This is a genomic window from Pseudomonas sp. 1D4 (assembly GCF_001728925.1).
Classification (GTDB): domain Bacteria; phylum Pseudomonadota; class Gammaproteobacteria; order Pseudomonadales; family Pseudomonadaceae; genus Metapseudomonas; species Metapseudomonas otitidis.
Map to the genome: position 1 here is coordinate 53502 of NZ_LXJQ01000002.1, position 26624 is coordinate 80125.

Consider the following 26624-nt stretch of genomic DNA (forward strand, 5'->3'; position numbering starts at 1 on the left):
AGCCCGTTGCGTCGACGCGCGTCCATCAGCCGGGCTGATGATGACTATCGCGGGAAACGATCCCGTATCGTTTTTGCCCGATATATAGTTCGCTCCATTCCGATATGACTGGTGGAGACGGCGATGACCGACACCCCCGACAGCCTCGACATCGACCTGGGCGAGATCCTCAAGGCCCTCGCCCACCCGGTACGGCGCGACATGCTGCTGTGGCTGAAGGAGCCGGAGCGCTACTTCGTCGAGCAGGACCACCCGTTCGAGATCGGCGTGTGCGCCGGCAAGTTCGACCAGCGCACCGGGCTCTCCCAGTCCACCGTATCGGCCCACCTGACCACGTTGCAGAAGGCTGGCCTGGTGACCAGCCGACGCATCGGCCAGTGGAACTTCTTCAAGCGCAACGAGGCCGTGATCGAGGCGTTCCTGCAGCGGATGAGCACCGAACTCTGACCGCAGCACCCGATCAAGAGTCCCGCCCGGCGGGCTCACCTCGGCCCCTTTGCCACCTGCCCTCATTCATTCAGGAGCTGGCCCATGCCAACCGCGCTTCTCGTCCTGGCGTTGTCCGCGTTCGCCATCGGCACCACCGAATTCGTAATCATGGGCCTGCTGCCCGATGTCGCCACGGACCTGTCCGTGAGCATTCCCGTCGCCGGCTGGCTGGTGACCGGCTACGCCCTGGGCGTGGCGGTCGGTGCGCCCTTCATGGCCATGGCCACGGCGCGCTTTCCCCGCAAGGCGGCGCTGCTGGCGCTGATGGCAATCTTCATCCTCGGCAACCTGCTGTGTGCCACGGCACTGAACTACGACCTGCTGATGCTGGCGCGGGTGGTGACGGCGCTCTGCCACGGGGCCTTCTTCGGCATCGGCTCGGTGGTGGCCGCCAGCCTGGTGCCGCCGAACCGCAAGGCGTCGGCGGTGGCGCTGATGTTCACCGGGCTGACCCTGGCCAACGTGCTGGGCGTGCCCCTGGGCACCGCGCTGGGCCAGGTGGCGGGTTGGCGCTCGACCTTCTGGGCGGTGACGCTGATCGGCGTGGCGGCCTTCATCGGGCTGTGGCGCGTGCTGCCGCGCCAGGATGACGAAGAGGCCGCCGACATGCGTGCTGAGCTGGCCGCCCTGCGCGGGGCCGGGCTGTGGCTGGCGCTGTCGACCACGGTGCTGTTCTCGGCGGCGGTGTTCTGCATCTTCACCTACGTGGCGCCGCTGCTGGGCGAGATCACCGGGGTGTCGCCACGCGGCGTGACCGGCACGCTGCTGCTGATCGGCCTGGGCCTGACCCTGGGCAACTTCATCGGCGGCCGCCTGGCCGACTGGAAGCTGGCGCAGACGCTGATGGGCGTGTTCATCGCCCTGGCCGTCACCTCCACCGTGGTGCACCTGGCCAGCCCGTACCTGATTCCCATGGAGATCACCCTGTTCCTCTGGGCCACCGCCGCCTTCGCGGCCGTGCCGGCCCTGCAGGTGAACGTGGTGGCGTTCGGCGCCGGTGCGCCGAACCTGGTCTCCACCCTCAACATCGGCGCCTTCAACGTGGGCAACGCCCTGGGCGCCTGGGTCGGTGGCGTGGTGATCGAGCAGGGCCTGGGTCTGACCCGTGTGCCGCTCGCCGCAGCCGTACTCGCCATCCTGGCGCTGGTCGCCACCCTGTTGACCTTCAGCCAACGCAAACCCGAGCTGGAAACCGCTCTCGACTAAGACGAGGTGTTCAAAATGGCAACATTGTTCGATCCGATCAAAGTGGGCGACCTGGAACTGGCCAACCGCATCATCATGGCCCCCCTGACCCGCTGCCGCGCCGACGAAGGCCGCGTACCCAACGCGCTGATGGCCGAGTACTACAGCCAGCGCGCGTCCGCCGGCCTGATCATCAGCGAGGCCACCGCCGTGACCCCGATGGGCGTCGGCTACCCCGACACCCCCGGCATCTGGAACGACGACCAGGTCAAGGGCTGGAGCAACGTGACCAAGGCCGTGCACGCCAACGGCGGCAAGATCGTCCTGCAACTGTGGCACGTGGGCCGTATCTCCGACCCGAGCTACCTGGACGGCGAAGCCCCGGTGGCCCCCAGCGCCATCGCCGCCAAGGGTCACGTCAGCCTGCTGCGTCCGCTGCGTGACTACCCGGTGCCCCGCGCGCTGGAGACCGAGGAAATCGCCGACGTCATCGAGGCCTACCGCCTCGGCGCGGAGAATGCCCTGGCTGCCGGCTTCGACGGTGTCGAGCTGCACGCCGCCAACGGTTACCTGGTGGACCAGTTCCTGCAGGACAGCACCAACACCCGCACCGACCGCTACGGCGGCTCACTGGAGAACCGCGCGCGCCTGCTGCTGGAGATCACCGACGCGCTGATCAAGGTCTGGGGCGCCGGCCGTGTCGGCGTGCACCTGGCACCGCGTGCCGACGCCCACGACATGGGCGACTCCAACCGCGCCGAGACCTTCGGCTACGTGGCCCGTGAACTGGGCAAGCGCGGCATCGCCTTCATCTGCGCCCGCGAGAAGGAAGCCGACGACAGCCTGGCCCCGCAACTGAAGGACGCCTTCGGCGGCGTGTTCATCGCCAACGAGCGCTTCACCAAGGACCAGGCCAACGCCTGGATCGCCGAAGGCAAGGCCGACGCCGTGGCCTGGGGCATCCCCTTCATCGCCAACCCGGACCTGCCGGCCCGCCTGGAGCAGGACGCGCCCTGGAACGAGCCGCACCCGGAAACCTTCTACGGCAAGGGCCCGGTCGGCTACATCGACTACCCGCGCCTGTAAGCGGCAACGCTGCAGTGAACGAAGCCCCGGCCCGCAAGGTCGGGGCTTTTTCGTGGCGGTAGGCACGTGCGGGCGAATGAATTCGCCCCTACAGGTCCCCCGTAGGGTGGGCCGGGCGGCGTTCCGCTTCAGCCCACCCACAAAGCCTCGCAGGTGGCACCTCCAGCAGCGGCGCTGGGCCTGTCCACGAGGGTGGATTAAAAGAGCGTTACCCACCCTCCATCCTGCTCAGCCCGGGCATGAAAAAGCCCCGGTCCTTGCGGTGCGGGGCTCATTCGCTGCGGCGACGGATCAGCGCGCGTTGATCTGCTGCTGCAGGTTCTGCACCTGGCTCTGCAGGGTGCTGATGTTGCGGGTCATCTGCGCGCGGAAGGCGTCGAACTCGGCCTGGTTGGTACCGCCGGCAACTGCCGGGGCCTGGGCCGGGCGGCTGTCCAGTTGGCTGCGCAGGACCAGCAGGTCCTGTTCGAGGCTCTTGATGGCCTGGCTGGGGTTGCCCTGCTTCTTCAGGACCTCCACTTCGCCGGCCAGTGCCTTGATGCGCTCCTCCAGCTTGGCGGCGTCGCCCTGAGCGGCCTTCAGGCGGGCCTGCTCTTCGGCCAGGCTCTGCAGGCGGCTGTCCAGTTGGCCGGCGGAACCGCTCTGGGTCTTGAAGTCGCCGGAAAGCTGCTCGACGCGCTTGTCCTGGCTGCCCAGTTGGGCGCTCAGGGCCTGCTGCTGCTTGGCTACTTCGGCCAGGCGGGATTGCAGTTGGCGGATGTCCAGCTTGATGGACTCGCTGCCGCTGGTGACGGTGGACTCGGTGGCGACCACCTTGCCGCTGATGTCCTTGATGCGGCCGGCAGCCTCTTCACTGATGCGGGCGAAGCTTTCCTGGGTGGCGACCAGTTGCTGCTCCATCATCGAGATCTGCTGGAAGCTCCACCAGCCGAGGCCGCAGAAGGCGATGACGGTGGCACCCAGCAGGGCCCACAGCGGGCCGGTGCTGGCGCCACCACGCGTTTCGGGCTCGTACCCCGCGCGACCACCCCGGGCCGGCGTGGAGGCGACACGGCGTGGGTGGTGGCCGAACTCGTCGCGGTCCTGCGCGTCGGTTGACAGGCTGGGGACATCGTCCAGTTCATCGAGAGCATCGTTACGCATGATTGACCTTCGGCAGGAGGAGCAAGAAATCGGGGTCGGCCCCAGGGCCGAGGGGCGCCAGTATACCGGTTCGCTTGGCTGGCATCAGCGCCGCGCCATGCTGGTGCGGGTGCCCTTCGTCGGTGCGCATCCTGGCTGATGGACCGGCTGCAGGGCCCATGGTTCCTGGGATTGTGAACTGGTACGCGGCTTGCTTTGGTCGTTGCGGGGCGTCCGGGGGCGCTCCACATGCGGCCGATGCCGCGCCGGACGGAGCCACCGCTGAACGGGTCCGACGCGCTCCGTCCGGGCAGGACGACAGGCCGGAGCTCTCTTCACACCTTGGGGGGAATACGCGTGGAACTGACCAAAGCCGTCTTGGATTGCATGCAGTGCCTTCGTCGCCAGATTCGCGAGGAGCAGGCCCTGGACATCCGCCTCAGCCAACCCGATGCCATCCAGCAGATGCTCAAGGCCTGTGCCGAGTCCCGACGCGAGGCGGTGATCAGCCTGGGGGAGCGCCTCAGCGAACTGACCGGCGTGCGCGTGCCGAAGGTGCTGTCCGAAGAGGAACTGGTGCGCAAGTACACCCAGTACGCCGGCCCGCTGCGCGGCTGAATCAGGCGCCCTGCTGCGCCTTCCACCAGGTGCAGAACTCGTCGAGGGCCGTCCACAGGCTGACCTGGGGGTCGTACTCCAGGTAGTGCCGGGCACGACTGATGTCGAGGCTGAAGTCCCGCGCCATCACGGCCACGCCCAGGCGGAACAGCGAGGGCTCGGGGCGCCCCGGCAACAGCCGGCAGACCGTTTCGTTGAGGGTCGCCGCCGCGTAGGCCACGCCGAAAGGCACGTGCCGGGTGACCGGCGGCAGGTCGAGGCGGCGCAGCACGTAGTTGACCACGTCCCACAGCGGCACCGGCTCGCCGTTACTGATGTTGTAGACCTTGCCCAGCGCCGGCCCGGCGGCCAGCAGGCCACTGAACAGCACGTCGTTGAGGTTGTGCACGCTGGTGAAGTCGACCTTGTTCAGGCCGTTGCCGATGATCGACAGGTGCCCCTTGCGCTGCATGGCGATCAGCCGCGGGAAGATGCTGGTGTCACCAGCCCCGGTGACGAAGCGCGGGCGGAAGGCGATAACCTCCAGGCCGAACTCCTCGGCGGCGAAGACCTTCTGTTCGGCCAGGTACTTGGTGGCGCCGTAGTGGTCGGAGAAGCGCTTGGGTACTTGCTCCTCGGTGATGCCGACATGGGAGCGCCCATCGAAGTAGATCGACGGCGAAGACAGGTGTACCAGGCGCTTGACCCGCTGCTTGAGGCAGGCTTCCACCAGGTTCTCGGTGACTTCGACGTTGGCCCGATGGAAGTCCTCGTAGCGCCCCCAGACGCCGACGGCGCCAGCGCAATGAACCACCGCCTCCACATCCCGGCACAAGGCCTGGGCCAGTTGCGGGTCCCCCAGGTCGCCAGCGACGAACTCCGCGCCCCGCCGCACCAGGTGCTCCACGGCCTCGGGCCGACGGCCGGTGACCCGCACCGTCAGGCCCTGTTCCAGGGCAAAGCGGGCGAAGCGCCCGCCGATGAAGCCACTCGCTCCGGTCACCAGAATCTTCATTGCCGTCCCCCACAGGTCGTGTGTTGCGCACTCTAGCAGCGCCCCGGCATGCCGTCGTGGGGCGGTGAGCCAGCACCCGCCCGCTGCCGGCCAGTTGAGTCAGTCACGCACCAGCCAGCGCCCGCCGGCGCGGGCCAGGTACTCGGTGAGGCTTGCCAGCAACTCGCCACCGTGGCGCCAGTGGTGCCAGTAGAGCGGTACATCGATGGGCCGTTCGGAAATCAGTTCCACCAGTTCTCCTCGGGCCAGTTCGCCCTCCACCTGGTGCTCGGGCACCAGGCCCCAGCCGAGGCCCGCCTGGGTCAGGCGGACGAAGCCCTCGGACGAGGGGCAGAGGTGGTGGGGAAAGGCGCCCTGGATGCCCAGCGCGGCGAGGTAGCGGTGCTGCAATTGGTCGTCGGGGCCATAGACGATGGAGGGCGCATTCAGCAGCGCCTCCGCCGTGACGCCCCGGGAGAAGTGCCGGGCCACGAACCCCGGGCTGGCCAGGGCACGGTAGCGCATGGCGCCCAGGGCCAGGCTGCGGGCGCCGGCCACCGGGCGCTCGGCGGCGCAGATGCAGCCGGCCACTTCACCGGCACGCATGCGCTTGAGGCCGACTTCCTGGTCCTCCACCACCAGATCCATCAGCACCCGGTGGCTGGAGCAGTAGTCCGCCACCGCCGGGGCCCACCAGGTGGCCAGGCTGTCGGCGTTGATGGCGATGCGCAGGCGCTCTGGCAGGCCGCCTTCGTCCAGCGCCGGCACCTGGGCCTGGAGGTCGCGTTCCAGCAGGCGCACCTGCTGCACATGGTTGAGCAGGCGGGTGCCGATCTCCGTCGGTGCCGGTGGCGCGGCGCGCACCAGCACGGGCTGCCCGACCCGCGCCTCCAGCAGCTTGACCCGCTGGGACACTGCCGACTGGGACAGCCCCAGCACCTGGGCGGCCCGCTCGAAACCACCCTGCTCCACCACGGCGGCGAGGGCGGCCAGGAGCTTGTAGTCGAACATATCGATTTTCCTTATGCGAGATCAGCAGGATTCGTTTTCCTTATACAGCCGCCCTCGGCAGACTCGCCAGCATTCCCTTCCCTCTTCAAGGAACCGACCGTGGCCGGAGAAACCGCCCTGTCCGTGCTGCTGCGCAGCCTGGAACCCCGTCTCGACGACAGTGACTACGTCTTCTGCACCCTGGTGTCTGACGCCCCGGCCGATTGCACGCCCGTGGCCAGCATCCGCGAAGCCGAGGGGTTGAGCCTGATCCTCCCGCGTGAACAGGCCGATGCGCTGGGGTTGCCCTACAACTACGTCGCCGCCTGGATCACCCTGCAGGTGCATTCCTCCCTGGCGGCGGTGGGGCTGACGGCCGCCGTGGCGGCGGCACTGGCCCAGGCGGACATCAGTTGCAATGTGGTGGCGGGCTACCACCACGACCACCTGTTCGTGCCCCGCGAGCGCGCCGAGTGCGCGGTGTCGATCCTGCGGGCGCTGGCCGCCAGCGCGGTGGAGGGCTGAGGCATGTGGCAGAGCTATTTCAACGGCATGCTGGTGGCCGCCGGGCTGATCATCGCCATCGGCGCGCAGAACGCCTTCGTCCTCGCCCAGAGCCTGCGCCGCGAGCATCACCTGCCGGTGGCGGCGCTCTGCGTGCTGTGTGATGCGCTGCTGGTGAGCGCCGGGGTGTTCGGCCTGGCCAGCGTGTTGGCGCAGAACCCGATGCTGCTGGCCATCGCCCGCTGGGGCGGGGTGGCTTTCCTCGCCTGGTACGGCAGCCAGGCACTGCGCCGCGCGCTGAGCCCGGGCACCCTGGCGATGCAGGCCGACGCCGGGCCACGCTCGCGCAAAGCGGTGCTGCTGGCGGCGCTGGCGGTGACGCTGCTCAACCCCCATGTCTACCTGGATACGGTGCTGCTGATCGGCTCCCTCGGCGCCCAGCAACCGGTGCCCGGTGCCTATGCCCTGGGCGCGGCCAGCGCCTCGCTGATCTGGTTCTTCGCCCTGGCCCTGGGCGCCGCCTGGCTCGCTCCCTGGCTGGCCCGCCCCACCACCTGGCGGCTGCTGGACTTCACCGTGGCGGTGATGATGTTCGCCATGGCGGCACAACTGGTGAACGGGATCTGAGCATGGGCGGTCCAAGCAGCACGGGCCGCGGAGGGGCTATTCCACACGGATACTGCGTGGTTAAGCCTCTGGTCGGGTGCTATGATCCGGCCTTCGCGGCATATAAAGAGTACGAACTCAAAGCCGCTCACCGGCCGCCCGTGAACGGCCCCGCGCCTTGCGCACATATCCAGACCTGATGAAGGAGACAGACATGGCTTTCGAATTGCCGCCGCTGCCGTACGAGAAGAACGCTCTCGAGCCGCACATTTCCGCCGAGACCCTGGAATTCCACCACGACAAGCACCACAACACCTATGTCGTGAACCTGAACAACCTGGTTCCGGGCACCGAGTTCGAAGGCAAGAGCCTGGAAGAGATCGTCAAGACCTCCTCGGGCGGCATCTTCAACAACGCCGCCCAGGTGTGGAACCACACCTTCTACTGGAACTGCCTGAGCCCGAACGGCGGTGGCCAGCCCACCGGCGCCCTGGCTGATGCCATCAACGCTGCCTTCGGTTCCTTCGACAAGTTCAAGGAAGAGTTCACCAAGACCTCCGTCGGCACCTTCGGTTCCGGCTGGGGCTGGCTGGTGAAGAAGGCTGACGGTTCCCTGGCCCTGGCCAGCACCATCGGCGCCGGCTGCCCGCTGACCAGCGGTGACACCCCGCTGCTGACCTGCGACGTCTGGGAACACGCCTACTACATCGACTACCGCAACCTGCGTCCGAAGTACGTCGAGGCGTTCTGGAACCTGGTGAACTGGGACTTCGTGGCCAAGAACTTCGCCGCCTGAGTCATCCGCACCACCTGAAAGGACCCGGCCATGCGCCGGGTCTTTTCGTTCATGCCCACCTGAACGGCAGCGCATGTCGAGCCGTGCAGTGCCATCCATTCGTCGAGCAGTATTCAAGTCGGACGATGCAACACCGACACAGGGGCGTGTTCGCTTGATGCATCAGCCCGCGAACCTTTCATTCGTGGCCCCTATTCCGCTTTTTGCGTACTGGCCCTTTGACGGCTCCCCGGTGTTTGCCAATACTCAAGCGGTCCGGCACCTACCGGCATCGAACAAGGAATTCCTACTTGAAGCTGGATCTGAAAAACAGCTTGTCACTGAAGTTGCTCCGCGTGGTGCTGCTGTCCGCACTGGTGGTGGGCGTGGTGCTTAGCTGCGCGCAGATCGTGTTCGACGTCTACAAGACCCGCCAGGCGGTGGCCAACGACGCCCACCGTATCCTTGGCATGTTCCGCGACCCATCGACCCAGGCCGTCTACAGCCTGGACCGCGAAATGGGCATGCAGGTCATCGAAGGCCTGTTTCAGCACGAGTCGGTACGCTTCGCCAGCATCGGCCACCCCAACGAACCCATGCTGGCGGAAAAGAGCCGACCACTGAGCGAGTTGCCGACCCGCTGGCTCACCGACCCGATCCTCGGCAAGGAACAGAACTTCACCACACAGTTGGTGGGGCGTGGTCCGTACAGCGAGTATTACGGCGACCTGGCCATCACCCTCGACACTGCGCCTTACGGCGAGGACTTCGTCATCAGCTCGGTGATCATCTTCGTCTCCGGTGTACTGCGCGCCCTGGCCATGGGCCTGGTGCTCTACTCCGTCTACCACTGGCTGCTGACCAAACCGCTGTCGAAGATCATCGAGCACCTGACCAACATCAACCCCGACCGCCCCAGCGAGCACAAGCTGCCCATGCTCAAGGGCAATGAGAAGAACGAGCTGGGGCTATGGATCAATACCGCCAACGAGCTGCTGGCCTCCATCGAACGCAATACGCACTTGCGCCGGGAGGCAGAGAACAGCCTGCTGCGCATGGCCCAGTACGACTTCCTCACCGGCCTGCCCAATCGCCAGCAGTTGCAGCAACAGCTCGACCAGATCCTCGAGGACGCCAGCCGTCTGCAGCGCCGAGTCGCCGTGTTGTGCGTGGGCCTGGATGACTTCAAGGGCATCAACGAGCAGTACAGCTACCAGACCGGCGACCAGCTGCTGATCGCCCTGGCTGATCGCCTGCGTGGCCACAGCGGCCGACTGGGCGCCCTGGCACGCCTGGGAGGCGACCAGTTCGCCCTGGTCCAGGCAGATATCGAGCAGCCCTACGAGGCCGCCGAGCTGGCCCAGAGCGTGCTGGACGACCTGGAAGCTCCCTTCGAGCTGGAACAGCATGAAGTCCGTCTGCGCGCCACCATCGGCATCACCCTTTTCCCGGAAGACGGCGACAGCACCGAAAAGCTGCTGCAGAAAGCCGAACAGACCATGACCCTGGCCAAGAGCCGCTCGCGCAACCGCTACCAGTTCTACATCGCCAGCGTCGACAGCGAGATGCGCCGTCGTCGCGAGCTGGAGAAGGACCTGCGCGAAGCCCTGAAGCGCAACGAACTGCACCTGGTCTATCAACCCCAGGTGGATTACCGCGACCACCGCGTGGTAGGTGTCGAGGCGTTGCTGCGCTGGCAGCACCCGCAACACGGTTTCGTGCCGCCGGACCTGTTCATCCCGCTGGCCGAGCAGAACGGCAGCATCATCCCCATCGGCGAATGGGTGCTGGACCAGGCCTGCTGCCAGTTGCGCGAGTGGCATGACCAGGGTTTCAACGAACTGCGCATGGCCGTGAACCTCTCCACCGTGCAACTGCACCACACCGAGCTGCCGCGCGTGGTCAACAACCTGCTGCAGGTCTACCGCCTGCCGCCGCGCAGCCTGGAGCTGGAAGTCACCGAGACCGGCCTGATGGAGGACATCTCCACCGCCGCCCAGCACCTGCTCAGCCTGCGCCGCTCTGGCGCGCTGATCGCCATCGACGATTTCGGGACCGGCTATTCCTCCCTGAGCTACCTGAAGAGCCTGCCGCTGGACAAGATCAAGATCGACAAGAGCTTCGTCCAGGATGTGCTCGAGGACGAGGACGACGCCACCATCGTCCGCGCAATCATCCAACTGGCCCGCAGCCTGGGCATGCAGGTGATTGCAGAAGGGGTCGAAACCCCCGAGCAGGAGAGCTACATCATTGCCCAGGGCTGCAACGAGGGGCAGGGCTACCTCTACAGCAAGCCGCTGCCCGGTCGCGAGCTGACCGGCTACCTCAAGCAATCCCGCCGTCTGAGCGCTGCGGCCTCCAATCCCGCCACTCTCTGATACCCCGCATGCACCACCGTGCGGGGGCGGGGCCGCGAGACGCTAGAGCCAACCGGTGGTGCGCAGCAGATAGACCGTCGCAACCGCCCCTACGATGCATACCAGGCCAGCGCCCAACGCCTGCCAGAAGAACGCCCGCGCCAGCACGTCCTCGCCATGGCTGGATAGCAGGAAAGGCCGCGCCTCCCCCGGGCGACGCATACGATTGACCGCCGGTGCCGCACTGGTGGCGCGGTGGCGGTCCTCCGCCTCCAACTGCGCGGCCAGGCGCACACGCCCCCACTCCCCCTCGTCCAGTTGGCCATCTCCATTGCTGTCGAAGCGTTTCAGCAGGCCGGTGAAATCACTTTTCCATTCGCGGATCACCGCCCCTTCGGCCCGGTTGGCATCGAACCCCTGCTGGCTCGCACCGGTGGTGACGAACTCGCCGATGGCATAGAGCGGGCCACCCAGCTCCAGGCGCTCCTCGGTGTAGCGGTAGTCGCCTCCACCGAACAGCGAGCCGAACAACCCGGCGGACTCCACCCGTAGCGGGTGCCGCTGGCTGCCCCGCCACACCTCACGGGTGGCGGGTCGTACCTCGGCGCCGCGCGGGTCGATCAGGCACTCGCCGGTGCCATCGCCCAGGGCCAGCCACTGATCGCTGACGCCGCTCTCCACCACTTTCCAGCGCTTGTTCTTGCCACTCTCGCTGTACTCCTCGATACGGAAGCGCCACCACACGCAGGGCTTGCCGGTAAGTGGCGCGCTCAACAGGCCGTGCTGCGGCTCGTGCAGCACACCGTAGAGTTCCACGTAACCCTGAGCCGCCGAACGGATCTTCGAGGTCGGCGTATCCAGCAGCAGGCGCCCCTCGTAGAAGCGCTTCAGGCACCACCAGCCGCCGCCAAGGAAGGCTCCCAGGCTGAAGGCCAGGCTCATCGCCAGACCACCAGCTTCACCCCCGTCCATCAGTTGAACAGGCTCTTGATGTCCACATCGGCCTTCTCTGCCTCGCTGAACACCAGCAGCTCTGCCGGACGGAAGCCGAACACCCGGGCGATCAGCACATCAGGGAACTGCTCGATGCGCACGTTGTTCAGGTTGACCGCCTCGTTGTACAGCTCGCGACGGTCGGCGATGCCGTTCTCCAAGCCACTGATGCGCTGCTGGAGGAACTGGAAGTTCTCGTTGGCCTTGAGCTGCGGGTAGTTCTCCGCCAGGGCGAACAGTTGCCCGAGGCCGGCGCGCAGCCCGCTTTCAGCCTGGCCCAGGGCGCCCAGGTCGCCGCGCTCACGGGCGCCCGCCACGGCATTTCGCGCAGCGATCACGCGCTCAAGGGTGCTGCGCTCGTGCTGCATGTACTGCTTGCAGGTTTCCACCAGCTTGGGCAGTTCGTCGTGGCGCTGCTTGAGCAGCACCTCGATGTTCGACCAGGCCTTGCCCACGCCGTGTTTCAGGCGCACCAGGGCGTTGTAGAGGATCACGGCATAGGCGCCCAACAACAGCAGGGCGACGAGGATGGCAACGGTGCTCAGGGACATGCGAACGACTCCTTGTCTTCGGTTCCGCAGAATTCTAGCGCCCGTCGCCCTCCGGCACAGCGACCCGGGGCACACCCATCGCGACAACGGGACAAAGTGCCACTTTTCAAAAATGCAAATCTTTCGCATTATGTCCGCCGTTTTCGCGCAGCAGCGCTTCCCAACACCACCAAAGGAATCCGCCATGAGTCGTATGCCCCTGGCCACCGCCAGCCTGCTTGCCATCGCCATCACTCTCGCCGGTTGCGGCGACGACAAGGACAAGGCCGCCGCGCCCCAGACCGCAGCCCCGGCTGCCGCCAGCAGCAGCAGCGCTGCACCGGCCGCCACCAAGCTGGACGAGGCAGCGACCAAGGCAGTGGTCAAGCACTACGCCGACCTGGCCCTGGCCGTGTTCACCGATGCCCACACCACCGGCCTCGCCCTGCAAAAGGCCGTGGACGCCTTCCTCGCCACCCCGAATGACGACACCCTGAAAGCCGCCCGCGAAGCCTGGCTGGCTGCCCGCGTGCCCTACATGCAGACCGAGGTGTTCCGCTTCGGCAACCCGGTGGTGGACGACTGGGAAGGCCAACTGAATGCCTGGCCGCTGGACGAAGGCCTGATCGACTACGTCGCCAAGGACTACCAGCACGCCCTGGGCAATCCCGGTGCTACCGCCAACATCGTCGCCAACAAGGAAATCCAGGTCGGCGAAGACAAGATCGACGTCACCGAGATCACCGGCGAGAAATTGGCCAGCCTCAACGAACTGGGCGGCTCCGAGGCCAACGTCGCCACCGGCTACCACGCCATCGAATTCCTGCTCTGGGGCCAGGACCTGAACGGCACCGGCCCGGGCGCCGGCAATCGCCCGGCCACCGACTACGCCCAGGGCAAGGACTGCACCGGCGGCAACTGCGACCGCCGTGCCACCTACCTGAAGGCCGTCACCGACCTGCTGGTGAGCGACCTGGACTACATGGTCGGCCAGTGGAAAGCCGGCGTCGCCGACAACTACCGTGCCAAGCTGGAAGCCGAACCGGCCGAGTCCGGCCTGCGCAAGATGCTGTTCGGCATGGGCAGCCTGTCCCTCGGTGAGCTGGCCGGCGAGCGCATGAAGGTCGCCCTGGAAGCCAACTCGCCTGAAGACGAACACGACTGCTTCAGCGACAACACCCACAACTCGCACTTCTACAACGGCAAGGGCATCCGCAACGTCTACCTGGGCGAATACAAGAAGGTCGACGGCACCACCCTGACCGGCCCGAGCCTGTCCTCCCTGGTCGCCAAGGCCGATGCCCAGGCCGACGCCACCCTGAAGGCCGACCTGGAGGCCACCGAGGCCAAGCTGCAGGTCCTGGTGGACCGCGCCAACAAGGGCGAGCACTTCGACCAGCTGATCGCTCCGGACAACGCCGAAGGCAACCAGGTGGTGCGTGACGCCATCGCCGCCCTGGTCAAGCAGACCGGTGCCATCGAACAGGCTGCCGGCAAGCTGGGCATCAGCGACCTGAAGCCGGACAACGCCGATCACGAGTTCTGATCGCACCGTCCACCTGTCCCGAAAGCGGATGCGGCCCATCGCCGCATCCGCTTTTTTCATGCCTGCAAATCCGCGTCTCGTCTGGCTGAAGATCGCGTCACGCCTGGGCTCCACCCTCTTCACAGCGGCCATCCAGACCCGCTATCACGAACGCAAATCCCTCTTATTTAATAGCCGTTCGCCTGCTAACATTGCCGGCCTGTTTTCCCCAGCCGGACCCGCCAATGCCCGTATCGTCGGCCCTCCGCCACCTGTCGCCGCTGTTGCTGGCCGTTGCCCTGGCCGGTTGCGACAAGCCCCCCCGCTTCACCCAGGCCGAACCCGGCGAGCAGCTTTCAGGCGGTGCCGCGACCATCAACCTGCATGACCGCAACGCCTTCTCCCAGGCCTCCGGCAACCTCACGCCGAGCCGCCGGCTGGACTTCAACGTCGGCAACAGCTTCTTCCGCAACCCCTGGGTGATCGCCCCCTCCTCCACCACCGCGAGGGATGGCCTGGGCCCATTGTTCAACACCAACGCCTGCCAGAACTGCCACGTGAAGGACGGCCGCGGCCATCCGCCAGGCGTTCGCGGTGACAACGCCGTGTCGATGCTGGTGCGCCTGTCCATCCCTGCCGAAGCCAAGGCCGAACACCAGCAGATGCTGGAGCGCCTGGGCGTGGTGCCCGAGCCGGTCTACGGTGGGCAACTGCAGGACGTTGCCATCCCCGGCGTCGCGCCGGAAGGCAAGGTGCGCATGCGCTACGAGCCGCTCAACGTCACCCTGGCCGACGGCACCGTGGTGGAACTGCAGAAGCCCACCCTGGAGATCACCCAGCTGGGCTATGGACCCATGCACCCACAGACCATGTTCTCTGCGCGAGTCGCCCCACCGATGATCGGCCTGGGCCTGCTGGAGGCCATTCCCGAGGACGCCATCCTGGCCAATGCCGGCCCATCCGAGGCCAAGGGCCCCGGCGTCATCGGCCGCCCCAACCGGGTCTGGGACGATGCCGCCGGAAAGACCGTGCTCGGCCGCTTCGGCTGGAAGGCCGGCCAGCCCAGCCTGAACCAGCAAAACGCCCACGCCTTCTCCGGCGACATGGGCCTGACCACCAGTCTGCTGCCCCACGACGACTGCACGCCGGCCCAGGTGGACTGCCTGAATGCCGTGAACGGCGGTGAGCCCGAGGTCAGCGACAACATCCTGCGTCTGGTGCTTTTCTACAGCCGCAACCTCGCCGTGCCCTCGCGGCGCGGGATCAACGACCCACAGATACTGGAAGGCAAGGGCCTGTTCCACCAGGCCGGCTGCCAGGGCTGCCACACCCCGAGCTTCACCACCCGGGCCGATGCTGCCGAACCGGAGCTGGCCAACCAGTTGATCCGTCCCTATACCGATCTGCTGCTGCACGACATGGGCGAGGGCTTGGCCGACGGCCGCCCCGAGTTCCAGGCCAGCGGCCGCGACTGGCGCACACCGCCGCTGTGGGGCATCGGCCTCACCGAGGTGGTCAATGGCCATACCCGCTTCCTTCACGATGGGCGCGCCCGCAACCTGCTGGAGGCCATCCTCTGGCACGGTGGCGAGGCCGAGGCGGCGAAACAGACCGTCATGCGCTACGACGCCGGGCAGCGAGCCGCGCTGCTGGCCTTCCTGAATTCCTTGTAAGGAGCCCTGCATGTTCCGCCCCAAACTGCTCTTCACCAGCCTCGCCGCCCTTGCCCTCGGTGCGTGCGCCCCTCAGGACCCACAAGCCCAGGCCACCTCGGCACTGGCCAAGCAGGTGATCCTGCCCACCTACAGCCGCTGGGTGGAGGCCGACCGGGCCCTGGCCGCCAGCGCCCTGGCGTTCTGCTCCGGGAAGGAGGACCTGGCCAAGGCCCGCGCCGACTTCCTCGTCGCCCAGAAGGCCTGGGCCGAACTGCAGCCGCTGATGGTGGGCCCGCTGGCCGAAGGCAACCGCGCCTGGCAGGTGCAGTTCTGGCCGGACAAGAAGAACCTGGTCGGCCGCCAGGTGGAACAACTGGTCAACGCCAAGCCGCAGATCGACGCTGCGGCCCTGGGCAAGTCCAGCGTGGTGGTGCAGGGCCTGTCCGCCTACGAATACATCCTCTTCGACAGCGGCCTGGACATGGCAGACCCGGAACAGAAGGCCCGCTACTGCCCCCTGCTGGAGGCCATCGGCGAGCGCCAGAAGACCCTGGCCGAGGAGATTCTCGCCGGCTGGAACAAGAAGGACGGCATGCTGGAGCAGCTGACCACCTTCCCCAACCCGCGCTATGCCGACTCCCACGAAGCCGTCTCGGAGCTGCTGCGGGTGCAGGTCACCGCTCTCGACACGCTCAAGAAGAAACTTGGCACCCCCATGGGCCGCATGAGCAAGGGCGTGCCGCAACCCTACCAGGCCGACGGCTGGCGCAGCGACACCTCCCTGGCCAGCCTCGGCGCCAGCCTGCTCAGCGCCGAGCAACTGTGGAAAGGTGTCGACGGCAAGGGCCTGCGCAGCCTGCTGGGTAGCGACCAGAAGGCGCTGGCCGAACAGATCGACGCCGCCTACGCGGACGCCCGCAGCAAACTCGACGCCCTGCAGCCGCCGCTGAGCAAACTGCTGGAGAGCGAAGAAGGCCTCAAGCAACTGGGCGTCTTCTACGCCAGCCTGGACGTGGTGCACCGCCTGCATTCCAACGAGCTGGCCCGCGTCCTCAACGTACAACTGGGCTTCAACGCCAACGATGGTGACTGACATGTTGCGCCGCCAGGTGATCGCACTCGGCAGCCTGCTGCTCGGCGCGGTGACGCTGGCCGGCTGGTCGCTCAGTCGCAAGGGGCGCGAGCCTCTGCTGCTCTCCGCCCGTGACGATGCCGACGGCGGCCACTACGCCGTCGGCTACCGCCTGGACGGCACCCAGGTGTTCGCCACCCGGGTTGCTCAGCGCTGCCATGACATCGTCCAGCACCCCAGCGAAGCGGTGGCCCTGTTCGTCGCTCGCCGCCCGGGGACCGAGAGCTACCTGATCGACCTGGAGGACGGCCGCCTGCTGCAGACCCTGCGCTCGCAACCGAACCGGCATTTCTACGGCCACGGGGTGTTCCACAAGAGCGGCGAATGGCTGTACGTCACCGACAACGACACCCGCGACCCAGGCCGTGGTGTGCTGGGCGTCTACGCCTACGCCGACCGCCAGTTGAGTTTCCAGGGCGAGCTGTCCACCCACGGCCTCGGCCCGCACCAGGTGTCCTGGATGCCCGACGGCGAGACCTTCGTGGTGGCCAACGGCGGCATCCGTACCGAAGCGGAAAGCCGCAAGGAAATGAACCTCGACGCCATGGAACCGAGCCTGGTGCTGATGCGTCGCGACGGCAGCCTGATCAGCCGCGAGACCCTGCCACAACAGATGAACAGCATCCGCCACCTGGCCGTCGCCGCCGACGGTACCGTGGTGGCGGGCCAGCAGTACATGGGCGATGGCGGGGACCACGCCGACCTGCTGGCCATCAAGCGCCCTGGCCAGCCGCTCGTCGCCTTCCCCGTGGCGGACGAGCAGCGCCTGGCCATGGCCCAGTACACCGCCAGCGTGGCGGTGCACGACGAACTGCGCCTGGTGGCCCTGACCGCCCCGCGGGGCAATCGCTTCTTCATCTGGGACCTGGATAGCGGCGCCCTGCGCCTGGACGCCCCGCTGCCCGACTGCGCCGGCGTGGGCGCGGTGAAGAACGGCTTCGTCGTCACCTCCGGCCAGGGGCGCTGCCGCCTCTACGACTGCCGCCAGGCCACCCCCACCGCCACACCGCTGCAATTGCCCGCCGGACTCTGGGACAACCACCTGCACCTGGCGTGAAACCCGAGCATTTCGTCGCCATGGTCTAACGCCTCGGTCATGGCGGCCGACCTATACTTTGCCTGCCCTTCCCTTCCTCCTCCCTGAGGCGTTCTTCAATGTCCCTGCAAAACTCCCTGCGAGGCCAACTCCTCGCGCTGTTGGGTGGCAGCCTGTTGCTGATCCTGGTGGTCGCGCTCGCCTGCTTCAATTCACTGTCTGGTGGTATCCAGTCCTATCGCAACCTCGTAGGCGGCACGCTGGAAGCGTCCGGCCTCGTCGACAGCGCCAACGTCGAGTTCAAGGTACAGGTCCAGGAATGGAAGAACGTGCTGCTGCGCGGCAAGGACCCGGCCGCCCTGGCCAAGTACTGGGGCCAGTTCGAGGACCAGGAGCGCAAGGTCCAGGATATTCTCGGCAAGCTGGTCAACGAAGCTCGCGACATGGGCGACCGTGACCTGCAGACCCAGGTAGAGCGCCTGCGCAGCGAACACCAGAGCCTGGGCGCGGCCTACCGCAAGGGCCGCGAAGCCTTCCTCGCCGCCGGGGCCGACCCGAGTGCTGGCGACAAGGCGGTGCAGGGCATCGACCGCGCCGCCAGCGACCAGATGACCGCGCTGGTCACCCAACTGCATGACCGTGGCACCCAGCAATCCGCCGAGATCAGTGCCAGTGCCAGCGCCACCCTCACCGGCGGTCTGGTGACCATGCTGCTTTCCAGCCTGGTGATCGGCGTGCTGGCCCTGTGGCTGATCAACCGCCGCCTGATCGCACCGATCCGTACCCTCATCGAGCACATCGCCCGCCTGAGCCGGGGCAACTTCGGCGAGCGTGTCGACAGCAGCCGCAAGGACGAACTGGGAAGCCTGGCCAATTCGGCGAACGTGTTGCGGGACTTTCTCGCCGACACCTTCAACCGCCTGAAGCACAGCACCAGCGAGCTGGACAACGCCAGTGGCGAACTCAACGCCATCGCCGCAATGATGGCGCAGGGCGTGCGCGAGCAGTTCTCACGCACCGACCAGGTGGCCACGGCCATGCACGAGATGTCCGCCACCGCTCAGGAAGTGGCGCGTCATGCCGCTGAAGCAGCCGGCGCCGCCGACCAGGCCGATACCTCCGCCCAGCAGGGCGAGCGGGTGATGCAGGCCACCATACAGAGCATCACCGGCATGCGCGGCGAGATCGCCTCCACTGCCGAAGTCATCCGCCGCCTGGAAAGCGACAGCGGCCGCATCAGCAAGGTGCTGGAAGTGATCCGCGGCATCGCCGAGCAGACCAACCTGCTGGCCCTCAACGCCGCCATCGAGGCTGCCCGTGCAGGCGAGCAGGGCCGCGGCTTCGCTGTGGTGGCCGATGAGGTCCGCACCCTGGCCCAACGCACGGCCGAATCCACTGCCGAGATCCACCAGATCATCGACACGGTGCAGACCGGTGCGGTGAATGCCGTGCGCGCCATCGAAAGCGGCCAGAACCGCAGCGAGCAGAGCGTCATCCAGGTCACCGAGGCCGGCGCCATGCTGCAGCGCATCACCGAGGCCGTGGAGGCGATCCGCGACATGAACCGGCAGATCGCCACTGCAGCCGAGGAGCAGACCTCGGTGGCCGAGGACATCTCCCGCAACCTCACCGAGATCACCGCCATCGCCGACACCAATAACGAGAACGTGCAGCGCACCGAAGGCGCCAGCCAGCGCCTGCATGAACTCTCGGGCGAGCTCAACGACATCACCCGCCGCTTCAGCGCCTGATTCTCCCGGCACAGGGATGTGCCCTCCCCTCTCACGCCTCTTTGGTAGCCGATCAAGCGCTCCAGAATAAGATCAGCGATCTACAGCGATCTTCGCCGATCATGATCGGCAGCCCTGGCATCACTCGCTGAACGCAATCTTTTGCAATTCCGAGGCTTTGACTTGCCCCCGCCGGTAGGAATAAGGTGCTCGCCTCGCCTATTCCCAGGCCCGACTCTGCCTTGCCAAGGAACCGGAATATGTTGCTTCGCCGCATGCTCATCATGCTCGGCGCGGTCATCCTCGTGGTGCTCGCCCTTGCCGCCTACAAAGCCTTCTCCATCCAGCAACAGATCGCGATGTTCACAGCACCCAAGCCGGCCATCAGCGTGTCGGCCGCTCTGGCCGAGCAGCGTCCTTGGCAGGAGCGCCTGCCGGCGATCGGCTCGCTCAAGGCCTTCCAGGGCGTGGACCTGACCGTCGAGGTCGCCGGCACCGTGCAGGACGTGCTGTTCCGCTCCGGCGAAAAAGTGCGCCAGGGTCAGCCGCTGATCCAGATGGACAGCGACGTGGAGAAGGCCAGCCTGGCCACCGCCGAGGCGACCCTGTCCCTGGCCCGCGTCGAGTTCGAGCGCGGCCGCAGCCTGGTGAACCGGCAGAACATCTCCAAGAGCGAGTTCGACCGCCTGTCCTCCGAACTGCAGAAAGCCAACGCCTCGGTGGCGCAGCTGAAGGCGACCCTGGACAAGAAACGCATCCTCGCACCGTTCGGCGGCACCATCGGCATCCGCAAGGTGGACGTGGGTGACTTCCTCTCTTCCGGCACTACCATCGCCACCCTGCAGGACCTGGACAACCTCTATGTGGACTTCTTCCTGCCCGAGCAGGCCGTGCCCAAGCTGGCCCTGGAGCAGCGCGTGCGGGTGAGCGTGGCGGCGTACCCGGGCGAGGTATTCGAAGGCACCATCTCGGCAATCAACCCCAAGGTCGAGGACACCACCCGCAATCTGCAGATCCGTGCCGTGCTGAAGAACCCCGACAACAAGCTGCTGCCGGGCATGTTCGCCAACCTCGAGGTGCTGCTGCCGGGCGAAGAACAACGCGTGGTGGTGCCTGAAACCGCCATCACCTACACCCTGTACGGCAACTCCGTGTACGTCATCGCACCGAAGAAGGGTGAGGATGGCCAGGAACAGAAGAACGACAAGGGCGAGCCCTACCTGGTGGTCGAGCGCCGCTTCGTCGAGACCGGTGAGCGCCGCGACGGCCAGGTGGTTGTGCTCAAGGGCCTGAAGACCGGCGAGCAGGTGGTCACCTCCGGCCAACTGAAGCTGGACAACGGCTCCCACGTCGCGGTGGTGGACGATCCGGTCCTCGCCCCCAAAACGGAAGATCAAGCCAGCGCTGCCCAGTAAGGCTGCGCCAAGGAATCGCATATGGCTTTCACAGATCCCTTCATCCGTCGGCCGGTCCTGGCGACCGTGGTCAGCCTGCTCATCGTCCTGCTCGGTTTCCAGGCGTTCAGCAAGCTGGTCATCCGCCAGTACCCGCAGATGGAGAACGCCCTGATCACGGTGACCACCGCTTACCCGGGGGCCAACGCCGAGACCATCCAGGGCTACATCACCCAACCGCTGCAGCAGAGCCTGGCGAGCGCGGAAGGCATCGACTACATGACGTCGTCGAGCCAGCAGAACATGTCGGTCATCTCGATCTACGCACGCATCGGCGCCAACTCGGACCGTCTGTTCACCGAACTGCTGGCCAAGGCCAACGAGGTGAAGAACCAACTGCCCCAGGACGCCGAAGACCCCGTGTTGTCCAAGGAGTCGGCCGACGCCTCGGCACTGATGTACATCAGCTTCTACAGCGACGAGCTGTCCAACCCGCAGATCACCGACTACCTGTCGCGGGTGATCCAGCCCAAGCTGGCGACCCTGCCGGGCATGGCGGAGGCGGAGATCCTCGGCAACCAGGTCTTCGCCATGCGCCTGTGGCTGGACCCGGTGAAGATGGCCGCCTATGGCGTCACCGCCACCGACGTGAGCGATGCGGTGCGCAAGTACAACTTCCTCTCGGCCGCCGGCCAGGTGAAGGGCGAATACGTGGTGACCAGCATCAACGCCACCACCGACCTGAAGTCCCCCGAGGCCTTCGCCGCCATCCCGGTGAAGACCGTGGGTGACAGCCGCGTGCTGGTGCGTGACATCGCCCGTGTCGAAATGGGTGCGGAGAACTACGACTCCATCAGCTCCTTCGACGGCATCCCCTCGGTGTACATCGGCATCAAAGGCACCCCCAGCGCCAACCCGCTGGACGTGATCAAGCACGTGCGCGCGATCATGCCGGAGCTGGAAGCGCAGCTACCGCCGAACCTGAAGGTGTCCATCGCCTACGACGCAACCCGCTTCATCCAGGCCTCCATCGACGAAGTGGTGAAGACTCTCGGCGAGGCGGTGCTGATCGTCATCGTGGTCGTATTCCTGTTCCTCGGCGCGTTCCGCTCGGTGCTGATCCCGGTGATCACCATCCCGCTGTCTATGATCGGCGTGCTGTTCTTCATGCAACTGATGGGCTACTCCATCAACCTGCTGACACTGCTGGCCATGGTGCTTGCCATCGGCCTGGTGGTGGATGACGCCATCGTGGTGGTGGAGAACATCCACCGGCACATCGAGGAGGGCAAGACGCCCTTCGACGCTGCCATTGAGGGCGCCCGCGAGATCGCCGTGCCGGTCATTTCCATGACCATCACCCTGGCGGCGGTGTACGCCCCCATCGGCTTCCTCGAAGGCCTGACCGGTGCACTGTTCCGCGAGTTCGCCCTGACCCTGGCGGGGGCGGTGATCATCTCCGGCATCGTCGCTCTGACGCTGTCGCCGATGATGTGCTCCAAGCTGCTGCGCCACGAAGAAAACCCGAGTGGCCTGGCCCACAGGCTGGACCTGATCTTCGAGCGCCTCAAACGCAGCTACCAGCGCGCCCTGCATGGCACCCTCAACACCCGCCCGGTGGTGGTGGTGTTCGCCGTGCTGGTGTTCTGCCTGATCCCGGTGCTGATGATGTTTACCAAGAGCGAGCTGGCCCCCGACGAAGACCAGGGCATCGTGTTCCTCATGGCCAAGGCGCCGCAGCCGACCAACCTGGACTACCTGAACGGTTACTCGGCGCAGTTCATGGACGTGTTCAAGTCCTTCCCGGAGTACTACTCGTCGTTCCAGATCAACGGCTTCGACGGCGTACAGGCAGGCATCGGCGGCTTCCTGCTCAAACCCTGGGACGAGCGTGAGCGCACCCAGATGGAGCTGCTGCCGCAGGTCCAGGCCAAGCTGGACGAGATCCCCGGCCTGCAGATATTCGGCTTCAACCTGCCGTCTCTGCCGGGCACAGGCGAGGGCCTGCCGTTCCAGTTCGTGGTCAACACCCCCAACGACTACGAGTCACTGCTACAGGTGACCGAGCGCATCAAGAAACGCGCCGAGGAGTCCGGGAAGTTCGCGTTCCTGAACATCGACCTAGCGTTCGACAAGCCCGAGGTGGTGGTGGACATCGACCGGCAGAAGGCCGCACAGATGGGCGTCTCCATGCAGGACCTGGGTTCGACCCTGGCGCTGCTGCTGGGCGAAGGCGAGATCAATCGCTTCACCATCGACGGCCGCAGCTACAAGGTGATCGCCCAGGTGGAGCGCGCCTACCGCGACAACCCGGGCTGGCTGAACAACTACTACGTGAAGAGCGAGAGCGGCACCATGGTGCCCCTGTCCACGCTGATCACTGTGCATGACACGGCGCGGCCGACCAAGCTGAAACAGTTCCAGCAGCTGAACTCGGCGATCATCGAGGGTTTCCCGGTGGTGAGCATGGGCGATGCGGTGGAGACGGTAACCCAGATCGCCCGCGAGGAGGCCCCGCGCGGCTTCGCCTTCGACTACGCCGGCGCCTCGCGCCAGTACGTCCAGGAAGGCAGTGCGCTGTACGTCACCTTCGGCCTGGCGCTGGCGATCATCTTCCTGGTGCTGGCTGCGCAGTTCGAGAGCTTCCGCGACCCGCTGGTGATCCTGGTGACGGTGCCGCTGTCCATCTGCGGGGCGCTGATCCCGCTGTTCCTCGGCATCTCCAGCATGAACATCTACACCCAGGTGGGCCTGGTGACGCTGATCGGCCTGATCAGCAAGCACGGCATCCTGATCGTGGAGTTCGCCAACCAACTGCGCCGCGAGAAGGGCCTGTCCCCGCGCGAAGCCGTGGAGGAAGCGGCGTCGATCCGCCTGCGTCCAGTGCTGATGACCACAGCGGCGATGGTGTTCGGCATGGTGCCGCTGATCCTCGCCACCGGTGCGGGTGCGGTGAGCCGCTTCGACATCGGCCTGGTGATCGCCACCGGCATGTCCATCGGCACGCTGTTCACCCTGTTCGTTCTGCCCTGCGTCTACACGCTGCTGACGCACAAGGACCCGCAGCACCAGCCCCAGGCCGAGCCCGTCTCGAGCCACTGAGGCGCGTAGAACCAGAAGGCCCCGCGGATGCGGGGCCTTCTTCGTTCAGGGCCGCTCAAAGCCGGCGCAGGACCTCCACGCGGTGGCCGAAGGCGCATTCGTAGGCGGTCAGCAGGTAGGCCCAGTCCGCATCGCTGATGGGGGGGAACGGCTATACCGTTGAAGAGAGATGGGTGCGAAAAATCGAGGACAGGCAGGAAACGAGCATGCATTGCGCCTGCACAGCTCCTCCCTTTCTCGCGGGAGGAGCGCCGTGGCGATGGTCAGTCCTGACCGCGCAGCCCTTGGGTCAGGCCATACATCAGCAGCAACAGGTTGTCGTCCGGCCTGGCCATGGGCTTGTGGCGGGCATTGGGGGGCACCGGGCAATAGCCGAGGTCATTGGAGCGAACCACCGAGGGGGATGGCTCGTGCCAGGCCGCCGCAGCCGCAGACGCGACCCCCAAGGCGCCAGCGAGGAACAAAGCTCGCGTGATTTCTAGTTTCATGATCGCAACCCCTTGATAGCGCTGCCAACGCTGTGACTTAACCGTAGAACACTTGGCGGTGCCCGCGACCTGGAGTGACGAACGGTCCTTCGGGCCCGGGGTGCTCGGCGCACCGCCGCAAAAATCAACGGCAGAGGGTGACAGACAATTGTTTCAGTTCGAGGTTCCCTACCACCCAATCCGCGCACCGATACGCTGCGCGGATGAGGATCAAGGGCAGATCAAGCGGAGGTGAAAAAAGCGTCAACTCAAGCGGGACGCTTGCCGAGTGCAACCTCGAACCGGCAGCCACTGGGCTCGACGGAAGTGAGGGTGACGCTCCAGCCCTGGTTGTCGCAGATCCGCTGCACCAACGAGAGGCCGAGCCCGAGACCGTCGCCCCGCTTGGCGCCGCCGCGGACGAAGGGCTGGAACATCACCTCGCGGTCTTCCTCGAGGATGCCGACTCCAGTGTCCTGCACCACGAAGGCGGCGCCGGACAGTTCCAGGCGAATGCGCCCGCTGTCGGTGTAGTGCAGCGCGTTGCGCAGCAGGTTGCCCATGACGGAGCGCAGGAAGGCAGCGTTGTAACGCTCCTCGCTGACCGCCTCACCGGGCAGGTAGAGGAAGGCCAGGCCTTTATCCTCGATGGCAGGCCGCCACAGTGCCTCCAGCTCATCGGCCACCTCGCGCAGGCTGGCCTGGGGCCCGAGGTTGGCCTCTTCCTGGCGCGCGCGGGCAAGCATCAGGAAGGTCTGCACCAGGTCGCGCATCTCCTCGCTGGCGCGGGCGATGCGAGCCACCTGGGCCTGGGCACGTCCGTCGAGGCTGCGGTTCTCTTGCAGCAGTTCGCAGGAGGAGGCCATCACCATCAGCGGGGTGCGCAACTCGTGGCTGACGTCACTGGTGAACAGTCGCTCACGGGTCAGTACCTGATGCAGGCGGCCCAGCGTATCGTCGAAGGCCAGGGCCAGTTGCCCCACTTCGTCGGTGGCATAGTCCGGCGCCAAGGGCGGCGCGAGCCCGAGCAACCGGTCACGATGGCGCACTTGGCGGGCCAGGCGCACCACCGGCTCGATGACCTTGCGCGCCAGCAGCCAGCCAAGCACGGCGGAGAGCAGTACGCTGAGTACGAAGCCCGCCAACACCACGCCGTAGAGCACCTGCTCGCGGTCTTCGAAGTCGCTCTGGTCCTGCAGCAGCATGTAACGGCGCCCGTGCGAGTCGCGCACCAGGGCGTGGTAGGACTGCGTACCTTCGAAGAGCTCGTGGAAACCCTCGCTCAGTTCACGGTAGGACGCCGGCATGGAGTAGCGGTTGTGGCCGCCGTCATCCATGTAGAAACGGGTGTCGCTGTCCAGTACCGGCGGACGTCCCTGGTAGATGTTCTGCGCCAGCACGCGGTCCAGTTCGTTGCTCAGGTCACGGGAGATGAGCTGCTCCTCGATCATGTGCACCACTTCGATGATGCCCAGGGAGAAGGTACCGCCCACCAGCACGGTCATCAGGGTGAAGGCGATGACGATGCGGCGGGCGAGGCTCTGCCTAAACTCCATCGATCGACTCCGAGAGCCGGTAACCGAGACCATGCAGGGTACGCAACAGGGGCTTTCCAAAAGGCTTGTCGATCACCTGGCGCAGTTGGTGGATATGGCTACGGAGGGCGTCGCTGTCGGGGCAGTCGTCGCCCCACAGGGCCTCTTCCAGCACTTCACGGCGCACCAGATGAGGGCTCTTCTGCATCAGCACCGCCAGCAGCTTGAGGCCGATGGGGTTGAGCTTGAGCGGCTTGCCGCCCCGGCTGACCTCCAGGGTGTCAAGGTCATAGTGCAGGTCGCCCACCTGCAGGGCGCGCTTGCCGCCGCCCCGGCTGCGCCGCAGGACGGCCTCGATGCGGGCGACCAGCTCCGACAGGGCGAAAGGTTTGACCAGGTAGTCGTCGGCACCGGAGCGGAAACCCTGCAGGCGATCGTCCAGGGCATCGCGGGCGGTGAGCATGATCACCGGCGTGTCCAGCCGTGCCTCTTCCCGCAGGCGCTGGCACAGGCTGTTGCCGTCCAGGCCGGGGAGCATCACGTCCAGCACGATCAGGTCGAAATGCCCGTTGGCCGCCAGGTGCAGGCCGGAGAGGCCATCCTGGGCGCAGTCCACCGTATAGCCCTTGAGCTCTAGGTAATCGGCCATGTTGACCAGGATGTCCTTGTTGTCTTCTACCAGCAGGATGCGCATCGCCCCCTCCTCGAACAGGTTGCCCGCACGTTGCAGGGCCGGCCTTTGACCACAGCCGGGACACAGGTTCCGGAAGTGGCGCTCATTCTGGCGAGAGCAGCCGGGGGTTGGGAAGCGCAGCGCCAC

Annotated in this window: 23 protein-coding genes; 15 read left to right on the top strand and 8 right to left on the bottom strand. The window is 66.2% G+C overall.

Annotated elements, in window-relative coordinates; translation table 11 throughout:
- The first annotated feature begins 123 nt into the window (after positions 1 to 123).
- From A7D27_RS01460 to A7D27_RS01470, 3 genes are all read left to right on the top strand, one after another.
- Positions 124 to 447, top strand: coding sequence for a helix-turn-helix transcriptional regulator (locus A7D27_RS01460; protein ID WP_044409417.1), 324 nt, complete (start codon positions 124 to 126; stop codon positions 445 to 447).
- Positions 448 to 531: 84 nt separating this feature from the next.
- Positions 532 to 1695 (top strand): MFS transporter, encoded by a 1164-nt coding sequence (locus A7D27_RS01465; RefSeq protein WP_044409420.1) that lies wholly within the window; start codon positions 532 to 534, stop codon positions 1693 to 1695.
- Between the two features lie 15 nt (positions 1696 to 1710).
- The gene (locus A7D27_RS01470) at positions 1711 to 2760 is read left to right on the top strand and encodes an alkene reductase (protein WP_069560165.1); all 1050 of its coding nucleotides are present in this window, start codon (positions 1711 to 1713) and stop codon (positions 2758 to 2760) included.
- A 291-nt stretch (positions 2761 to 3051) separates the two neighbouring features.
- Here the strand turns inward: A7D27_RS01470 and A7D27_RS01475 are convergent, their stop codons facing one another.
- Positions 3052 to 3903, bottom strand: coding sequence for an ATPase (locus A7D27_RS01475; RefSeq protein ID WP_069563916.1), 852 nt, complete (start codon positions 3901 to 3903; stop codon positions 3052 to 3054).
- 336 nt (positions 3904 to 4239) lie between these two features.
- Here A7D27_RS01475 and A7D27_RS01480 point away from each other — a divergent pair, with 336 nt between their 5' ends.
- Positions 4240 to 4500: a hypothetical protein gene (locus A7D27_RS01480; RefSeq protein WP_069560163.1), complete on the top strand. Its 261-nt coding sequence runs from the start codon at positions 4240 to 4242 to the stop codon at positions 4498 to 4500.
- A gap of 1 nt (position 4501) precedes the next feature.
- On the opposite strand, the gene A7D27_RS01485 is transcribed toward A7D27_RS01480, so the two are convergent.
- Entirely contained in the window at positions 4502 to 5494 is a 993-nt protein-coding gene (locus A7D27_RS01485; RefSeq protein ID WP_069560162.1) for an NAD(P)-dependent oxidoreductase, read from the bottom strand.
- A 99-nt stretch (positions 5495 to 5593) separates the two neighbouring features.
- Positions 5594 to 6490, bottom strand: a complete 897-nt coding sequence (locus A7D27_RS01490; protein WP_165666130.1) for a LysR family transcriptional regulator ArgP — start codon at positions 6488 to 6490, stop codon at positions 5594 to 5596.
- A 93-nt stretch (positions 6491 to 6583) separates the two neighbouring features.
- Between A7D27_RS01490 and A7D27_RS01495 the strand changes: the two genes are divergently transcribed.
- The 4 genes from A7D27_RS01495 to A7D27_RS01510 all read left to right on the top strand — a co-directional run bounded on the left by A7D27_RS01495 (position 6584) and on the right by A7D27_RS01510 (position 10726).
- A complete protein-coding gene (locus tag A7D27_RS01495) occupies positions 6584 to 6988 on the top strand; it encodes an ACT domain-containing protein (RefSeq protein WP_069563917.1) in 405 nt (134 codons plus the stop codon).
- Between the two features lie 3 nt (positions 6989 to 6991).
- Positions 6992 to 7594 (top strand): LysE/ArgO family amino acid transporter, encoded by a 603-nt coding sequence (locus tag A7D27_RS01500; RefSeq protein ID WP_069563918.1) that lies wholly within the window; start codon positions 6992 to 6994, stop codon positions 7592 to 7594.
- 193 nt (positions 7595 to 7787) lie between these two features.
- A complete protein-coding gene (gene sodB, locus A7D27_RS01505; RefSeq protein ID WP_044409441.1) occupies positions 7788 to 8369 on the top strand; it encodes a superoxide dismutase [Fe] in 582 nt (193 codons plus the stop codon).
- A 290-nt stretch (positions 8370 to 8659) separates the two neighbouring features.
- Positions 8660 to 10726 carry a bifunctional diguanylate cyclase/phosphodiesterase gene (locus tag A7D27_RS01510; protein ID WP_069560158.1) on the top strand — a complete coding sequence of 689 codons (2067 nt, stop codon included), beginning with the start codon at positions 8660 to 8662 and terminating at the stop codon, positions 10724 to 10726.
- Positions 10727 to 10768: 42 nt separating this feature from the next.
- On the opposite strand, the gene A7D27_RS01515 is transcribed toward A7D27_RS01510, so the two are convergent.
- A complete protein-coding gene (locus tag A7D27_RS01515) occupies positions 10769 to 11647 on the bottom strand; it encodes a GIDE domain-containing protein (RefSeq protein WP_165678235.1) in 879 nt (292 codons plus the stop codon).
- A 29-nt stretch (positions 11648 to 11676) separates the two neighbouring features.
- Complete coding sequence (locus tag A7D27_RS01520; RefSeq protein WP_069560156.1) at positions 11677 to 12249, bottom strand: LemA family protein; 573 nt, start codon at positions 12247 to 12249, stop codon at positions 11677 to 11679.
- 184 nt (positions 12250 to 12433) lie between these two features.
- Between A7D27_RS01520 and A7D27_RS01525 the strand changes: the two genes are divergently transcribed.
- The 7 genes from A7D27_RS01525 (at position 12434) to A7D27_RS01555 (ending at position 23802) form a co-directional block, all read left to right on the top strand.
- Entirely contained in the window at positions 12434 to 13774 is a 1341-nt protein-coding gene (locus A7D27_RS01525) for an imelysin family protein (RefSeq protein WP_069563920.1), read from the top strand.
- A gap of 224 nt (positions 13775 to 13998) precedes the next feature.
- Positions 13999 to 15426, top strand: a complete 1428-nt coding sequence (locus A7D27_RS01530; protein WP_069563921.1) for a di-heme oxidoredictase family protein — start codon at positions 13999 to 14001, stop codon at positions 15424 to 15426.
- Positions 15427 to 15436: 10 nt separating this feature from the next.
- Positions 15437 to 16501 carry an imelysin family protein gene (locus A7D27_RS01535; RefSeq protein WP_069560153.1) on the top strand — a complete coding sequence of 355 codons (1065 nt, stop codon included), beginning with the start codon at positions 15437 to 15439 and terminating at the stop codon, positions 16499 to 16501.
- Between the two features lies 1 nt (position 16502).
- Positions 16503 to 17597 carry a DUF1513 domain-containing protein gene (locus tag A7D27_RS01540; protein WP_069563922.1) on the top strand — a complete coding sequence of 365 codons (1095 nt, stop codon included), beginning with the start codon at positions 16503 to 16505 and terminating at the stop codon, positions 17595 to 17597.
- A 704-nt stretch (positions 17598 to 18301) separates the two neighbouring features.
- Positions 18302 to 19327: a methyl-accepting chemotaxis protein gene (locus A7D27_RS28995; RefSeq protein WP_371914803.1), complete on the top strand. Its 1026-nt coding sequence runs from the start codon at positions 18302 to 18304 to the stop codon at positions 19325 to 19327.
- 239 nt (positions 19328 to 19566) lie between these two features.
- Entirely contained in the window at positions 19567 to 20721 is a 1155-nt protein-coding gene (locus A7D27_RS01550; protein WP_069563923.1) for an efflux RND transporter periplasmic adaptor subunit, read from the top strand.
- Between the two features lie 21 nt (positions 20722 to 20742).
- Entirely contained in the window at positions 20743 to 23802 is a 3060-nt protein-coding gene (locus A7D27_RS01555) for a multidrug efflux RND transporter permease subunit (protein WP_069560149.1), read from the top strand.
- A gap of 263 nt (positions 23803 to 24065) precedes the next feature.
- On the opposite strand, the gene A7D27_RS01560 is transcribed toward A7D27_RS01555, so the two are convergent.
- From A7D27_RS01560 to A7D27_RS01570, 3 genes are all read right to left on the bottom strand, one after another.
- Positions 24066 to 24290, bottom strand: a complete 225-nt coding sequence (locus A7D27_RS01560; RefSeq protein WP_069560148.1) for a hypothetical protein — start codon at positions 24288 to 24290, stop codon at positions 24066 to 24068.
- A 248-nt stretch (positions 24291 to 24538) separates the two neighbouring features.
- Positions 24539 to 25825: a HAMP domain-containing sensor histidine kinase gene (locus A7D27_RS01565; protein ID WP_069560147.1), complete on the bottom strand. Its 1287-nt coding sequence runs from the start codon at positions 25823 to 25825 to the stop codon at positions 24539 to 24541.
- On the bottom strand, positions 25815 to 26498 hold the full coding sequence (locus A7D27_RS01570; RefSeq protein WP_069560146.1) for a response regulator transcription factor: 684 nt from the start codon (positions 26496 to 26498) through the stop codon (positions 25815 to 25817). Before A7D27_RS01570 ends, A7D27_RS01565 begins: the two co-directional genes overlap by 11 nt.
- Between the last annotated feature and the right edge of the window lie 126 nt (positions 26499 to 26624).

What these genes read in the sequence shown, in the direction of transcription:
- A7D27_RS01565 (WP_069560147.1), bottom strand. Translation starts at nt 25,825, where the DNA reads ATGGAGTTTAGGCAGAGCCTCGCCCGCCGCATCGTCATCGCCTTCACC.
- A7D27_RS01460 (WP_044409417.1), top strand. Translation starts at nt 124, where the DNA reads ATGACCGACACCCCCGACAGCCTCGACATCGACCTGGGCGAGATCCTC.
- A7D27_RS01525 (WP_069563920.1), top strand. Translation starts at nt 12,434, where the DNA reads ATGAGTCGTATGCCCCTGGCCACCGCCAGCCTGCTTGCCATCGCCATC.
- A7D27_RS01515 (WP_165678235.1), bottom strand. Translation starts at nt 11,647, where the DNA reads ATGAGCCTGGCCTTCAGCCTGGGAGCCTTCCTTGGCGGCGGCTGGTGG.
- A7D27_RS01470 (WP_069560165.1), top strand. Translation starts at nt 1,711, where the DNA reads ATGGCAACATTGTTCGATCCGATCAAAGTGGGCGACCTGGAACTGGCC.
- A7D27_RS01530 (WP_069563921.1), top strand. Translation starts at nt 13,999, where the DNA reads ATGCCCGTATCGTCGGCCCTCCGCCACCTGTCGCCGCTGTTGCTGGCC.
- A7D27_RS01535 (WP_069560153.1), top strand. Translation starts at nt 15,437, where the DNA reads ATGTTCCGCCCCAAACTGCTCTTCACCAGCCTCGCCGCCCTTGCCCTC.
- A7D27_RS01465 (WP_044409420.1), top strand. Translation starts at nt 532, where the DNA reads ATGCCAACCGCGCTTCTCGTCCTGGCGTTGTCCGCGTTCGCCATCGGC.
- A7D27_RS01485 (WP_069560162.1), bottom strand. Translation starts at nt 5,494, where the DNA reads ATGAAGATTCTGGTGACCGGAGCGAGTGGCTTCATCGGCGGGCGCTTC.
- A7D27_RS01555 (WP_069560149.1), top strand. Translation starts at nt 20,743, where the DNA reads ATGGCTTTCACAGATCCCTTCATCCGTCGGCCGGTCCTGGCGACCGTG.
- A7D27_RS01540 (WP_069563922.1), top strand. Translation starts at nt 16,503, where the DNA reads ATGTTGCGCCGCCAGGTGATCGCACTCGGCAGCCTGCTGCTCGGCGCG.
- A7D27_RS01500 (WP_069563918.1), top strand. Translation starts at nt 6,992, where the DNA reads ATGTGGCAGAGCTATTTCAACGGCATGCTGGTGGCCGCCGGGCTGATC.
- A7D27_RS01520 (WP_069560156.1), bottom strand. Translation starts at nt 12,249, where the DNA reads ATGTCCCTGAGCACCGTTGCCATCCTCGTCGCCCTGCTGTTGTTGGGC.
- A7D27_RS01560 (WP_069560148.1), bottom strand. Translation starts at nt 24,290, where the DNA reads ATGAAACTAGAAATCACGCGAGCTTTGTTCCTCGCTGGCGCCTTGGGG.
- sodB (WP_044409441.1), top strand. Translation starts at nt 7,788, where the DNA reads ATGGCTTTCGAATTGCCGCCGCTGCCGTACGAGAAGAACGCTCTCGAG.
- A7D27_RS01475 (WP_069563916.1), bottom strand. Translation starts at nt 3,903, where the DNA reads ATGCGTAACGATGCTCTCGATGAACTGGACGATGTCCCCAGCCTGTCA.
- A7D27_RS01570 (WP_069560146.1), bottom strand. Translation starts at nt 26,498, where the DNA reads ATGCGCATCCTGCTGGTAGAAGACAACAAGGACATCCTGGTCAACATG.
- A7D27_RS01550 (WP_069563923.1), top strand. Translation starts at nt 19,567, where the DNA reads ATGTTGCTTCGCCGCATGCTCATCATGCTCGGCGCGGTCATCCTCGTG.